The 14,208-nt window shown below is 39.1% G+C and carries 14 protein-coding genes; 8 read left to right on the top strand and 6 right to left on the bottom strand.

Annotated features, from left to right (window positions below; all coding sequences use genetic code 11):
* Positions 1–162: 162 nt before the first annotated feature.
* Genes GQR53_RS18995 through GQR53_RS18985 form a run of 3 tightly spaced genes read left to right on the top strand, consistent with a single transcriptional unit; the run spans position 163 to position 6,517 of the window.
* Positions 163–1,890: an autotransporter assembly complex family protein gene (locus tag GQR53_RS18995; protein ID WP_165744944.1), complete on the top strand. Its 1,728-nt coding sequence runs from the start codon at positions 163–165 to the stop codon at positions 1,888–1,890.
* A complete protein-coding gene (locus GQR53_RS18990) occupies positions 1,890–5,579 on the top strand; it encodes a translocation/assembly module TamB domain-containing protein (RefSeq protein WP_165744943.1) in 3,690 nt (1,229 codons plus the stop codon). The genes GQR53_RS18995 and GQR53_RS18990 overlap by 1 nt, the downstream gene beginning before the upstream one ends.
* Positions 5,580–5,611: 32 nt before the next feature.
* Positions 5,612–6,517 carry a peptidylprolyl isomerase gene (locus tag GQR53_RS18985; protein ID WP_165744942.1) on the top strand — a complete coding sequence of 302 codons (906 nt, stop codon included), beginning with the start codon at positions 5,612–5,614 and terminating at the stop codon, positions 6,515–6,517.
* A 204-nt stretch (positions 6,518–6,721) separates the two neighbouring features.
* On the opposite strand, the gene queF is transcribed toward GQR53_RS18985, so the two are convergent.
* Positions 6,722–7,567: an NADPH-dependent 7-cyano-7-deazaguanine reductase QueF gene (gene queF / locus GQR53_RS18980; RefSeq protein ID WP_165744941.1), complete on the bottom strand. Its 846-nt coding sequence runs from the start codon at positions 7,565–7,567 to the stop codon at positions 6,722–6,724.
* A 59-nt stretch (positions 7,568–7,626) separates the two neighbouring features.
* Between queF and syd the strand changes: the two genes are divergently transcribed.
* On the top strand, positions 7,627–8,166 hold the full coding sequence (gene syd / locus GQR53_RS18975) for a SecY-interacting protein (protein ID WP_165744940.1): 540 nt from the start codon (positions 7,627–7,629) through the stop codon (positions 8,164–8,166).
* 63 nt (positions 8,167–8,229) lie between these two features.
* Here the strand turns inward: syd and GQR53_RS18970 are convergent, their stop codons facing one another.
* From GQR53_RS18970 to GQR53_RS18960, 3 genes are all read right to left on the bottom strand, one after another.
* The gene (locus GQR53_RS18970; protein WP_002958242.1) at positions 8,230–9,003 is read right to left on the bottom strand and encodes a Zn-ribbon-containing protein; all 774 of its coding nucleotides are present in this window, start codon (positions 9,001–9,003) and stop codon (positions 8,230–8,232) included.
* A gap of 13 nt (positions 9,004–9,016) precedes the next feature.
* Positions 9,017–9,283 (bottom strand): hypothetical protein, encoded by a 267-nt coding sequence (locus GQR53_RS18965; protein WP_007378199.1) that lies wholly within the window; start codon positions 9,281–9,283, stop codon positions 9,017–9,019.
* A 96-nt stretch (positions 9,284–9,379) separates the two neighbouring features.
* Positions 9,380–9,616, bottom strand: coding sequence for a DUF2789 domain-containing protein (locus tag GQR53_RS18960; protein ID WP_002958240.1), 237 nt, complete (start codon positions 9,614–9,616; stop codon positions 9,380–9,382).
* Positions 9,617–9,769: 153 nt separating this feature from the next.
* Between GQR53_RS18960 and GQR53_RS18955 the strand changes: the two genes are divergently transcribed.
* A complete protein-coding gene (locus GQR53_RS18955; protein ID WP_024597670.1) occupies positions 9,770–10,423 on the top strand; it encodes a GNAT family N-acetyltransferase in 654 nt (217 codons plus the stop codon).
* Between the two features lie 740 nt (positions 10,424–11,163).
* On the opposite strand, the gene GQR53_RS18950 is transcribed toward GQR53_RS18955, so the two are convergent.
* Both GQR53_RS18950 and GQR53_RS18945 read right to left on the bottom strand, forming a co-directional pair.
* Complete coding sequence (locus tag GQR53_RS18950; RefSeq protein ID WP_165744939.1) at positions 11,164–11,463, bottom strand: DUF3301 domain-containing protein; 300 nt, start codon at positions 11,461–11,463, stop codon at positions 11,164–11,166.
* Positions 11,464–12,492 (bottom strand): DUF3549 family protein, encoded by a 1,029-nt coding sequence (locus GQR53_RS18945; protein ID WP_165744938.1) that lies wholly within the window; start codon positions 12,490–12,492, stop codon positions 11,464–11,466.
* Positions 12,493–12,596: 104 nt separating this feature from the next.
* On the opposite strand from GQR53_RS18945, the gene GQR53_RS18940 reads away from it, so the two are divergent.
* From GQR53_RS18940 to GQR53_RS18930, 3 genes are read left to right on the top strand one after another with little or no spacing between them, the layout of a single operon-like run.
* Positions 12,597–12,917, top strand: a complete 321-nt coding sequence (locus tag GQR53_RS18940) for a YqcC family protein (RefSeq protein WP_165744937.1) — start codon at positions 12,597–12,599, stop codon at positions 12,915–12,917.
* A complete protein-coding gene (gene truC / locus GQR53_RS18935) occupies positions 12,910–13,674 on the top strand; it encodes a tRNA pseudouridine(65) synthase TruC (RefSeq protein ID WP_165744936.1) in 765 nt (254 codons plus the stop codon). The genes GQR53_RS18940 and truC overlap by 8 nt, the downstream gene beginning before the upstream one ends.
* Positions 13,674–14,123 carry a flavodoxin gene (locus GQR53_RS18930; RefSeq protein ID WP_010553680.1) on the top strand — a complete coding sequence of 150 codons (450 nt, stop codon included), beginning with the start codon at positions 13,674–13,676 and terminating at the stop codon, positions 14,121–14,123. Before truC ends, GQR53_RS18930 begins: the two co-directional genes overlap by 1 nt.
* Positions 14,124–14,208: the final 85 nt, after the last annotated feature.

The raw sequence follows: 14,208 nt of genomic DNA, 5'->3' as shown, positions 1-14,208 counted from the left end.
GCGGCTAAAGCCGCCTAAACGTTATGCACTTCAGGTTTGAATCCGCGAAGTTAAATTTACGCGTTAGATAGTTATTAAGTTAATGTGTTGCTCATTATGGCTATGCTAACATGCGTGTAATTAGCCAGTTTTATGTAAGATATTAAAAGTAAGGATATTTACTTGTTTATTAAGTTTTTACGTTGCATATGTGTTGTGAGCGCTTTAATTGCGACAAATAGCTATGCGGCAGAAAAAGTCATAGAAGAATACGAAATTAAAGGGTTAAGTGGTGATTTAGAAAATAACGTAGCCCTTTATCTCAAGCAATTAATTGGTGAAAAACCAACCCGTACACTTCGCAGTTATGCTCAAAAGCAAGTACAAAATAGCATTAAAGCACTTGGTTATTATAGCCCGACCGTCGAGGTTATTTATGATAAAGACGATAGCGAGTTAATTGTTAAAGTTGAGCGAGGTCCTGCAACTCGCATAGAAGCAATTAATATTACGCTAAACGGCGATGGCCAAAATGATACTCAATTACAGGCATTAATTAAAAATACCAACTTAAAACAAGGTGATGTTTTAAATCATGGTAGATATGACTCTGCTCATAAAAAAATAGAATCTATGCTATTGGAGCTTGGCTATTTTGATGCAAAGTGGCCAGCGCGCAAATTAGAAGTGTCACTTAAGAAAAATAGTGCTGTTATTACTTTTGTAATTGATACTGGGGTTAGATATCAGTTTGGCGATATAAAAATTGCCAGTAATACGCCTGCTGAAAAATACATACGCTCGCTTGCGCCTTTTACTCAGGGTCAACCTTATAAATCAACACATATTGCTGACTATAATTTGGATTTATCAAGCACCCCTTATTTTGCAAGCGTGCGAGTTTACGCCGATATTGCTGCGCGTAAAAATGGCCAAGTACCTATTAAGGTAGATGTATTGCACAAGCCTGCAAATAGCTATGAAATTGGCGGCGGTTTTAGTACTGACCTAGGGCCCAAAGTGCGTTTTAAATGGAGTAAACCGTGGATCACAGAAGACGGCCATTATCTCGAAACTAATTTAAATGTGGCGCAAAGGCAGCAAGATATTTCCATGGCTTATACCATTCCAGTTGATGATCCGAATGATGATTTATGGCGTTTTTCTGCTGGTTATAAATTAGAAGATGAGCTCACAAACGACACTTACAGTGAAATATTAACTGGGCAGGTTCAGCGCCAATGGTTAACCGAAAATAAGTGGGTGCGTACTGCATTTTTACGCCGCGACCAAGAAACCTACCGCATCGGTGATGAAGAGGAAGAAAGCACAGAAATGTTAATGCCGGGCATTAGCTACGCCCGCAAAAAATCAAAAGGCGGCACGACTCCATACTGGGGAGAGCAGTGGCTTATATCTGCTGAGTTTGGCTTAGATGATGTGCTTTCGAGTACTAATCTGATTAGGGTTCAAATGCAACATGCGTGGTTACGTACTTACTTAGATAAGCATTTAGTGTTTTTAAAAGCAAATGTTGGTGCAATGCTTGTTGATGATATTGAAAACGTACCTTACTCACTGCGTTTTTACGCAGGTGGCGATCAAAGTGTTCGTGGTTTTGCGTACCAATCAATATCGCCGGAAAATGATGATGGCGATCTCATCGGTGGTAAATACTTACTAACCAGTACAATAGAGTACAACTATCAGTTTGCTCAAAACTGGCGCGCAGCTTTATTTGTTGACGGTGGTACTGCGACGAATGATTTTTCTGATGATTTTGAAGTAGGCGCTGGTTTTGGTTTTCGCTATTTAACACCCGTTGGCCCAGTGCGTATAGACCACGCTTGGGGATTAACAAAAGAAAGTAAAAGCACACGTTTAAGTATTACCATAGGGCCAGAAATTTAATGTCAGTATTAAAAAAGATAACAGCCGCCGTAAGTGCTATTTTTGTCACGTTAGTTGTCGCACTATTTTGTTTGTTATTTACCGCACCCGGTAATCAATTTATTGCTTATAGTGCAAACAAAGCGTTAGATGGACTACATATTGAAATTAAAAATGGCCGTTTTATTTATAATGATGCCTTTAATGTGCGCTTTACTAGCAACGGATTGGACTTTAATGCACAACAATTGAAAATTGATTTGTTTTGGTGGCAGTGCGATGGAATTTGTATAGATAACTTAAGTGCTAAATCTATAAATTTAACATTACCAAAAACTGCAGAGTCACAAGAAGAAGCCGCGGCAGAGCCGCTTGAAAAAATCAGCTTACCTTTTAATATTGCTGTAAAAAACATTGCGATCAATAAATTTACGCTAGAGCATCCAAGTGCAAACGTAAGCGTTAATAACTTTAAACTCTCAGCAAAAGCAGAGGGTTCAAAGCTGACGGTTAAAAGCCTGAATATTCCCACCATACTTGTTGCTTTAAAAGAGCAAGAACAAGATGCGAAAACACAAATGGCGCAAAATACTCAAGCGCCTTTGACGCAGCTACCCGCACTGCCTAATATAGAATTTACTTCACCACTTGATTTAGTTGTTGAAGACTTTGAAATAGCTAACATTACGATTGAGCAAAACGAAGCCCAGCATGTTATTGAAAACATCTCGCTGCAATTAAGTGTGGAAGATGCGGTTATTAATTTAGAGTCATTCTCAGCAAAGTATGAGCAGTGGCAGCTTAATACGCACCTTAATGCTGAGCTTGCAGGAAATTTGCCCATAAAAGGGAATGTTGTTTTACAAAGTGATGAGCACCAAGCCAATTTGCAGTTGAATGGCGACTTATCAAATCTAAACTTAAATTTAGAAACGCAGGGACAATATCCGCTTAGTTTAACGGCAACGGCAAATTTAAAGCAAAAAAACTATCCGTTTGAGTTAAATGGCAAAATTAAACAGTGGCTTATTGATGCACAAAGTAATGAGCTTAAAGTGCGAAATGTAAGCCTCAATGCACAAGGTAATGCCGACGATTACCAGCTTAGCCTGCAGGGGAATAGCCAATTAGGCGCGTACCCAGCTGTTGACTTAAATACCCAATTAAAAGGCAGTCTCACCAAAGCAACTTTACAAGCGCTAAGCATTAAAGCGAACGAAAGCAGTGCAACTATACAAGCCAATGTTGATTGGCAAAAAGGCATACAGGCTAACTTTAATGGCACGCTTGCTAACTTAAAAGCGCAGTACTTAACTGATGCCGCTACCAGTGATATTTCAGGACAGTTTAAAGGCTCGTTTAATGCAGCTGACGACAAGTGGCAGCTACAAATGAATAATACAAAGTTAAACGGATTACTTAACGACGTGCCACTAGAATTTGCCTCAAACTTTAAGCTCGACAACACGTTAAAAGCTAATATTGATAGTTTTTATTTAAGTAGTGGCACCAATAAATTAGCACTAAGCGGGCAAGTTGATGACACTTGGCAGGTTGATGGCAAAGTAACGCTTAAAAGTGATGAAAAAGCTAATATTCCATTTACTGCTGATGGCAACGCAAATTTAAAAGTGAGAGGGGAAAGGTTAACGCCCTCTGTTGATTTAGCGCTAATACTCGATCGCTTTATTTTTGATGAAATAAACATTAATAAATTATCAGTAAAAGGGCAGTTAGATACCGCAGCCGATTGGCAAACCGATGTGTCGGTAAGTGTTGGTTCGGCGCTTGTAGCCGAACAGCAAATTAATAGCGTTAAAATTGATATTAGCGGCGACAAAACAGATCACCAACTTACGGCATCTGTAGATGCCGAGCAAGGCAGTGTAGAGTTTGAAGTTAATGGCAAAATTAATAATACCACTTGGAATGGCGAGCTTAGTAATGTAACGCTCAGCGATAAAAAGCTTAGTTTTAGTAATACTAAAAACATTGCCATTATGATTAATACGCAAAGTGGCGACTTTGATGTAAGTGCACATTGTTGGGCATCTGAGCAAAGTAAATTGTGCATAGACACCTTAGCGCAGTCAAAAAATCTCGGTCAGTTAAATGCTAAACTAAGCAATTTAGCTCTTGAGGAGCTTAAGCATTTTTTACCTAATAGCATTCGTACTCGCGGTAATATAGCGGGCGATGTTGCACTTAATTGGCAAAGCGGTGCGCTTAAAACATTACGCGCAAATATCGATTCTAGCGACTTAGAAGCGGTGCTTACCTCGGAAGAAGATCGTTTTAAATTACCAATCGAAACTCTAACTGTTAGTGCATTTTCGGACTCTCAAGTTGGCAAGCTTGAAGCTAATTTAGAATCAAGTGTGCTTGGTAAAATAAACACACAAATTGATATTGACGACATACAAAATACGCAAGCGCTTAACGGCACTATTAATATTGATAAAATACTCCTTTCAGACTTACAACCATTTCTTGAAACCCTCGAGCAGTTAAAAGGTGATATTAGCGGAAAAGTCGCGTTAGCAGGTACGTTAAAAGATCCTTTATTAAATGGCGAGCTTAATGTGAGCGATATTAGTTTAGAGGGCGAGCAATTACCTATAGCGCTGCAAAAATCAAATATAAACGTATTGTTTGATAAAACAACAGCCACAATAAAAGGCAACTTAAACGACAACCAGGGCGGTAAAATAAATCTCACCGGTGACGTTGATTGGCAAGGTGCGCAACCTGCTGTAAATGTTGCGGTAGTTGGCGAGCAGTTTTATGTACGCGCGCAGCAAGGGGTTACTTTTAAAGTATCGCCGGATTTAAAAATAGGCTTGGCTAATAATGCACTCAAGCTTGCTGGTGAGGTAATTGTGCCTTATGGTCGTATAATGATTGAAGAGCTTCCTGAGGGGGCGGTGCAAGTTAGCGATGATGAAATTATTGTTGATCAAAAAACTGAGGCCACCGAAACAGTCCCGTTTGATTACGACATAGATTTAAAAGTGATTGTTAAAAACGATGTAAAAGTAGAGTCGTTTGGCTTGGAATCAAAAGTTGCAGGTGATTTAGTGATAAAAATGAGTCAAGGTGCGCCAATCATAGCCACAGGTGAGCTTAACTTAATTGAAGGTACTTATTTAGCCTTTGGGCAAGATTTAATAATCAGCACCGGGCAAGTAGGTTTTAGCGGTTCAATTGAACAACCATTTTTAAATATTAAAGCAATACGTAACCCAGATACGACTGCAAACGGTGTGATTGCAGGGGTTACGCTCACAGGTAATGTTGAACAACCAACGCTCAAGATATTTTCTGAGCCTGCGATGGATCAAGCACAAGCACTTGCATATTTACTTAATGGCCAGCCTTTAGGTGATGGAGAAAGTTCGTCAAGCGATGCTATGCTCACGCAGTTATTACTCTCTCAAGGGGTCAGCCGCAGCGAAGGGGTTGTTTCTAAGGTAGGTGAAACCTTTGGGCTGTCAGATGTAAGTTTAAGCTCATCAGGTAGTGGTGATAGTACCAAAGTAGAAATATCAGGATACGTAGCACCCAGTTTGCAAGTTAAATATAGCGTGGGTGTATTTGATTCGCTCAGTGAAGTGGCTGTGCGTTATCAGTTACTTTCACAGTTATACATAGAGATAACAAGCGGCCTATATCAAAATGTTGATGTGCTATATAAGTTTGATTGGGAATAACCAAAACTATAATAATTATAAGGATATAAGCGATGAAAAAAATTATATTGCCAGCTCTGCTTAGTGTTTTATTGAGCGGTTGTGCTCAACAACTAGGTGATGATTTTGCTAAACAAGAGCTACCTTTATTGAGCGCGAGTGAGGTAATTGCTAGTGCAACAGATAATGACTGGCGAGTAGTGGATGCTCAAAATATTTTAAAGGTAACGCTGCCAACGGGCGATGCGTATATTGAACTTAATGAACAGCTTGCCCCAAAGCACGCTCAAAACATTAAAAAGTTAGCGCGAGAAGGGTTTTATAAAAACACCAGCGTTTATCGGTTTGTTGAGGGTTTTGTAGCGCAAGGTGGCGACAGCTCGGGTAAAAAGTTAATTAAAACTGCAGATAAAACAGTTCTAGCTGAGTTTTATTTAACAACAAACAAACCACTTTTAATTACTGAGCTAAATGGCGACGGATATGCACCAGTTACCGGCTTTTTAAACGGCTTTGCAGTAGCTCAAAACTCAGCACATACGCAAACATGGCAAGTGCATTGTAGTGGCGTGTTTGCCATGGCGCGCGACAACGATAAAAATAGTGCGAGTACGGAGTTTTTTGTAACAATAGGGCAAGGCCCGCGCTACCTTGATAAAAATATTACGGTGTTTGGTCGAGTGCTTGAAGGTATAGAGCATTTTAATCGTTTAGCGCGTACACCAACTGAAGGTAAAGTGTTTAACCCAATTACCAATATACAAGTTCTTGGCGATATACAAAGCGATAAAAGTATATTTAAAGTGATGAAAACAAACTCACCGGTGTTTAAAAACTTAATTAGTGCTCGTAAAAACCGTGTTGAACCATGGTTTGTTAAAGCACATAACTACGTTGATGTGTGTGGTATGCCCATACCCACTAAGCGCGAAGTTATACCAATTCCAATAAATAGCTGATCTATTTTACTTGCTAAAACAACCCATTTCTTTGTTGTAAATTTCGCAAAGGGAACAACCATTTACATCAATTTAAGCCTAGAACTGAATTGTTTTTTCGGCGTAAAACTTAGCTCACATACTTAATGGAATTGGTATTAATTAAAAAATGTAAAAAGGAGCCTAGGCTCCTTTTTTAATACTCATATTCCAGTTTAAAATAACCTACTGACGATTAATTTTAACTGCAAATGGCGTATCGTTATAATGCGTAGAGCGATACGGGTTTATATCAAGCCCACCGCGACGAGTATAACGCGCGTAAACCTCTAACTCTTTAATATTAAGTTGTGTTGTTAAATCGCTATAAATACGCTCAACACACTGCTCATGAAATTCGTTATGCGTTCTGAACGAAATTAAATAACGCAATAACGATTCGCGACATATTTGCTCGCCTGTGTATCGTATAATGACACTTGCCCAGTCAGGCTGGGAGGTAATTAAACAGTTCGACTTAAGTAAGTGGCTGTAGAGCGTTTCAGTAACTACTTCATCACTTTTTGCTTTAAGTGAATTAGCATCAATATCGTAATTATTAATTTCAATATCTAAATCATCAATACATTCACCTGGCAGCGCTGTACACGGTAAGCAATTGTAATCATCAGGATTATATAAAGTTACTTTGACAGGGCTGTTAACCGCGTTTGATAAATCATCAATTAAATGCTGTTTTACTACATCAATGCTTTCAAATCGGGTTTGGTTAAAGCTATTTAAATAAAGTTTAAACGACTTTGACTCAATAATATGGCTGCTTTGGCATTCAAAGGTAAATAAGGCCACGGCAACTTGCGGTTTACCTTTATTGTTTAGCCATGAAAGCTCGTAACCTGTCCACATGTCTTGGCCTTTAAATGGAAGCTCTGCTTCGTCAATATTTAAAGCATCACGATTTAGTTTGCGCGCAATAGGGAAAAGCAAGCTTGGCGTGTACACATCTACATACTCAGTAGATTGGCCTAATACGCTACCTTTAAGGTCTGGAGAATTGCTGTAATCTGTCATGTTTGCTCTTAAATAGTTACAATAGGGACATTATATCTAATTTAAATGAGTTTCACAGTATGTCTGTTGCATTGCTTATAGAACAACTTCATCAAACATTTAGCGAAAATACCCTTAAAAACACTACAAAGTACCCACTTATTGCGCATGACGAGCAATGGCCAAGCCCATGTGAAGTTGGTGAGGTTGACGAGCAAGGAAACATTCAATGGCAGGGGGCGCGTCAGCGACCTGCAGGTTCGCTTAATGATTTAGCCAGTGCACTAGAACTTGAGTTTCCAAAAGCGCTTAGCGAGCTATACGGACATATGTACGGTGGAAGTATTTTAGCAAGTATTGATGGGCATCAGGTTGAATTACTACAAGCATGGAACGAAGAAGACTTTAATTTGCTACAGCAAAATATCACGGGCCACGTGTTAATGAAACGCAAGCTCAAGCAGCCAGAAACAGTGTTTATTGGTTTAACAGATCAAGATGATTTGCTAGTGAGTGTATTGGTGCACACTGGCGAGGTATGCTTAGAGCACGTAGGCAAAAAAACACACCATGTACTTGCACCTAACATTAATGCTTTTTTAAAGGCGTTAGAGGTTTAAAACGTGTTTAATAAATCAGCTTAGCGTTATCACTAAGCTGATTTTAAGCGCTTATTAAAGTAGTTACTGAAAATCCCACGATATATTAGACACCAAGCCACACGGCTCACACCTAAAGTCGAATAACCCAAACCACGATTCAGGTAATTTCCAGTCGCCATTACAACTAGGGCACTTTCGTTCAAGTTCAGACGCTTTATCTACGCCGCCTACACGGTATAAATAATAATAGGTTGGCTTTTTAGTTAAAAAACTAATTCGCTTTGTTATGTCTTTTCCGCGTCTGTATAAGTCGCTTTGAATACTCGATATTTCTTCAAGCGCCGGAAATTCACAACGGGTTGCGCCATTAATTTGAATTTGATCGCAGGCTTGCCAATCTTCTTGCCATTTTATAAGCGTTTTATAGTCACCATTAGCAATTGCCGGAATACGAAATAGCGGCACAGGCAAAAAGTCATCACCACAATAAAGCGGGCTGCACGTATGCACATAGGTTGTATATAAAATATAACTTGATGGTTCTTTGCAGCAATCAGCACCGTTGGAGTGAATATCTTGTCCGATCACTTTTACTTTTGGCGCAAGTAGCCCAGCACTATGTAACTTTTCGATACTGTGCTTAACAAACGGGCTGTTATTTAGCGGGTGCATTGCATCTTCAGTAGGGCACATTACGCGGGTAATAAAAAATCCATCTTTTAAAACGGTTGGAAATTCTTCTCCCATTATTTGACCATTAAAACGCAGTGCATTTACTAAGCGATTTATTGCTTGTTCGGCTTGTTCTAGGGTGGTGTCTTGGTAGCAATCAAAAGTTAAATCAACAACGAACATTTATAGTCTCAAATTATTTTTGTTCTAGCAGCGCAAGAAGTTTATCGAGTTTTTGCTCAATTCTATCTAATTGACTTGTTTTAAGCTCAGTATTATCTGACTGCTGTGGGTTTCTCATGAAGTTATTAATTGAATCAGGATTGTTTTTATATTGGCTTACTGCTGCAATAATCATCGGCATTGGAACCGGTTGCGCCAAACGGCTTTTAGTTAGTGCTACAGTAGGGGTTTTGCCTTCATCGAGAAGGGCTTTGATTGCATCAAATACAACTGAATTCATTAGATATATAACTCTTTAATAAAATAAATACGCAGCATATAAATGCTGCGCAGATGCTATGTTAGCAATAAATAAGGGAGGGTACATTAAATAAAATTACTTACTTTGACGAATGCGTACATCTAACTCGTCAATTACTTCACTCCAATCTCCGTCTTGTGCAAGGGATTCAGCTAAAAAGTGCTGTTGTGCCTCATCCCAAAAAGAAGCTTCTTGGAGTAATGTTGTGTCTTCTAATTCATGTGAGGCAATAAACGCATCTATTTGCTCATCACTATTTGGTAATCCAAGCTGTGCAAAAAGTGTGTTAATGTCGTGTTTTGTCGTATCCATGATATTGCTCCTTTAAATGAATGAAAATTCATACTAGTACCTAACTGTACCTCCTGCTAGTTAAACTCTCGCTGAATTTACGGTTAATAATTTTAGGTATATAGTTAGGTTTAAAGTTAAACAGCCTATAGCTAAAATAATAAAGGAAATACAATGAGTGTAACCACACCAGCTGATACGTTCAGCGTACAGTATTTAGCTGCAGAAGATATTAGTACTGCAGCGAGCCTAATTTATCAGGCTTATCATGACGATCCTGTATTACTAAACATGCTTAGCTACAATGACGAAAATAAATCAGTTTACGAAAAAAAATTACGATCATTAATTCGCGAAGAGCTCAGTAGTTTTTGGCAAGAAAAACAGCCATTAATTGGTTTATACCGCAACGATAAATTAAAAGCAGTAGCGTGTGTATTTGAATCTAATAGCCAATTACAAGCGCAGCGTTATTGGCACTGGCGTTTAAAATTAATGCTGAGTGCGGGCTACTTACAAACAAATCAATTAATAGATAAAGAACAAACAATTAGAGACGCCCTTAAACAAAAAGGCAATTACTATTTTTTAGCTTTTATTGCCGTAGATCCTCATTTTCATGGACAAGGCTTTGGTCGTTACTTACTACGCGGGCTTGATGACTTGGTTAAATGTAACGCTGAGTCAACAGGGATGGCTGTATTTGTAACACGTAAGGAGCACATTGAATTTTTTAAAACTGAAAAATTTGAAGCATTTAAACACCTTACTTTTAATCAAGTAGAGGGCGAGTTACTGTTTAAATCAATAATTGAGCCAACTATTTAAAATTATAATGTAAGCCAATGCGCCCAAACGGACATAAGACCGTGAGATATATCTCACATCATCGTAAGCATTGTCACTTAAAGGCTACTAATAAGTAGCCTTTTTTGTTCTAAGTTATTGTTCTGCAGTATTTATTTTGTTTTTTCATTTTTGTGACGTTTATTTATTTAATGTTAAGTCCTATTTCTCTCCCCTGATTGCTTTAAACTTCTCTTTGTAAAGACGACATAGCTCAATGATTGAGTTACTGCCAAGGATACGGAATAGGCAACATAGCAGATGCTAGCAGGAAGCATAAAGGACAAGCTAAAATGGATACAAGGAAGAATAAGGAAGTGCATGAAGCACTTAGTAGCTAGGAGTTACTTTAGGATAATCACGGATGACGCTACAGGAAGTAGCAGGAGCGTTAGTTTACGCAGGACTGCCAAGATGGCAAGTGGACATTGCAGGATGCAAAAGTGGCAGGAGCTACTTTAAAGGATTACCAGGGATGATGCTACGGATGTAGCCAAACGATAGATTTCGTGGGTTTGCCAAGGTGGCCATGGATATTGCAGGATGCAATGTGAGGGTAAACAAGGTTGTTTACTCGTTCAGGGGATGATAATACGGATTTAAGATAATGGATATCTAGCAGGATGCAGTCCAATTGGGGCGTAACTTTAGTTACGCCTTAGTTTTTTGTGTTGAATTAAATTTATTAATTTAAGACACATACTCCTAAAGTATATTAAGTTTTATATTTTATGGGGTGGAATAACCACACTTTTCAAAAACTCATTTTCCATAATTAACACACCTTGATAAGCATTTTCACCGTCGCTTGAAAACTCAAATATAAATTCACTTTTGATGCCTGGCTTGCCGTTCTTTAAAAAACCAAAGCGGCGTTTTGTGCATGCAACACTCATCAACTGCACCTGCAGTTGCTCACTTTGACGTTTAGCATGAACGTTCGCCGCTTCAGCAACCTTTCGGTTAAGCCAAAATAAGTAAATTACACTACCAATAAGTATGAACGTCCATAAACTTGCCATTTAAGAGAATAACCTTCCAATTGCACGCGCGAGGGTTTCGCTACGATTTTCTTTACGTAATAAGCCTAATAAATGCGGGCGAATAGTTGGTATTGCAACTAAGTCAGCAAAAATACTTGGAAACAATTCTTCAATTTTTTGATGATGCGCGCAATTATCCATAAATACATGTAAGCGTTCAGGGTTTTCTAATTGCTTAAAACACCGCCCAGCTATTGTTAGTAACACGTCAGAGTCGTGCCTCACTGGTGAGCTTAGTACAGTATCGACTAATTGAGCGCATAACCCTTGAGCTTGACCTTTTGAAGCTGATCTTAGTGCTGCGGTTATAGCCACTGTGTCGTTGTTACTAATTGCACCCTGGGTGTAATCAACAAGTAACTCACTCATTGATGTTGGTATTTCAACGTGTTCAAGCATTGCACTGAGTGGTTGTAGTACTTCAATAGGTAAATGCGCCCATGCTTTTTGCAGATTACTTAAGTTTGTATCGCTGTCTAAGCGTAGTGCAAAATCGGCAATACCCTGTAGTGCAACACTTTGCCAATTATCAAAACCAATTTTACCGCTAAAGTACAGTTGTGCATGCTCGTAATACTGCGATGCAGGCTGTTTTAATAGTACTTTTACTTGGGCGTTAAATGCCGCTAATTTATTTGCGTTTGGTGTAAAAACATAAGGGTTATTATCAAGCTTTCCATCGGCTTGTTCGCCTGTAATTTCAGTGCCTAGCGCTTGAATAACCATATCAGCAAAGTGATCGCGACTAGCACTGACAAGCATACTTTGCTCATCAAGTGGAAATTTTAAAAACCATACATACGGTTCTTTACTGGCTTTAGTATCCCAAAATTGAATAGCGAGCCATGCATGACCAGCAAGTGGATAAGGGTAAGGCACTTGAGCTTGTTCAATAGCTAAAAATTGTTTTTTATCAAGCTTAGTAATGTGCCTGCCAATATCAAAAGCACGCCACTGAGTACCCGCACCATCTAAAAGCTGACCTAATGTAGCTATTTGATCACTCATTGTTTTCTCAACTGTTTTTACTGCAAAATTACATTAATTATACGTCATAGCCGCCTATGAGGGAACAGGGTATAATTGCATTACATATATAAAAGAGGGTGGTTATGTACCAGCAAACCCAAACTTATTTAGTGCAGCTAACGGCACTTTTACAAAAACACGCGCTTTGGCAAAGTGAGCCAATAGACGCTGAGGCACTGCTTTCAAATACTCCTTTTTGTCACGATACAATAGCATTTGAGCAGTGGTTACAATTTGTATTTATTGAAAAAATACAGCAATTATTAACACATAGGCAACCACTACCGCGTAACTTTGCTATTGCCCCTATGGCGCAAATGACACTTGTGAATAAAGCCGGAAGCGATGAAATTATTGAATTACTAACAGCCCTTGATACCTTTTTAGGAGAACCAAATGAGTGAGCGTCTAGCGCCTATTGAATATGGCGAGCTGACTATTTTGTATCAAGATGAAAACTATGTGGCAATAAATAAGCCTTCAGGTTTATTAGTGCATCGCTCGTTTTTAGATAAACACGAAACCCAGTTTGCTATGCAAATGTTGCGCGACCAGCTAGGGCAACATGTATTTCCAGTACATAGGCTCGATAGACCTACGTCGGGCGTATTGCTGTTTGCATTGAACTCGGAAGCTGCTCGCGATATGAACCAGCTATTTATTGAAGGTACTATTGCTAAGCGCTATTTGGCGTTAGTGCGCGGCTTTGCGCCAGAGTCAGTATTTTTAGATAAACCGCTTAAAGAAGAACTTGATAAAATAGCCGATAAGTTTGCAGATCAAGATAAAGCACCGCAAGAAGCGCAAACCCAGTTTAATTGCTTGCACCAAGCTGCATTGCCTATTCCTATAGGTAAGTATCCAACAGTGCGTTACTCGTTAGTTGAGTGTTTTCCAAAAACCGGGCGCAAGCATCAAATTCGTAGACACTTAAAGCACTTATCACTGCCTATCATTGGGGATGTAAATCACGGTGATAACCAGCATAATCAATTTTTTAGGGATCATTTTGAGCTAAGACGCTTAATGTTATTTGCAACAGAGCTTAGTTTTGTGCACCCTTATAGTAATGAATCAATAACAATTAAAGCGCCACTAGGTGAAGACATGCTTGAAATATGTAAGCAGCTAGGTTGGCCAGAGCAAGAAAAGGATTATTAATGGCACATATTAGTATTTTTGTAGGCAGCGTTAATGGCGGTGCAGAGCGTTTAAGCGATGAAGTTGCAGCCACAATAGAGCAAGCGGGTCATACTGCTACAGTAATTACTGAAGCATCACTTGATGATATAAAAAATGCATCGCATATTTTAATTGTTACCTCCACAACAGGCCAAGGTGATGTACCGAGTAATTTGGCCGGATTGTACTTTGCAATGAATAGCACTTTCCCAATGCTTACCGATAAACCATTTGGTGTAATTGCAATGGGTGACAGATGTTACGGCGATACATTTTGTGGCGCAGGGCGAAGCTTTGACGAGCTACTTCGTGATTTACAAGCAAAGCCTGTGGGCAACCGCCTAGAAATAGATGCATGTGAAGATTTTGAACCGTGGCCGGTAACCGAGCCTTGGTTAAAAGTATGGCTAGAAAAACTACCTGCTTAACCCTTAATTTTAAGGTATTAAAAAAGGAGCGCATGCGCTTAATGCCGATCAGTTAAGAAAATGACCGGTTGACCGATCCAAACGA

The organism is Pseudoalteromonas sp. Z9A6 (genome assembly GCF_011378805.1).
Taxonomy (GTDB): domain Bacteria; phylum Pseudomonadota; class Gammaproteobacteria; order Enterobacterales; family Alteromonadaceae; genus Pseudoalteromonas; species Pseudoalteromonas distincta.
This window is presented reverse-complemented; position numbering and strand designations above follow the sequence as displayed.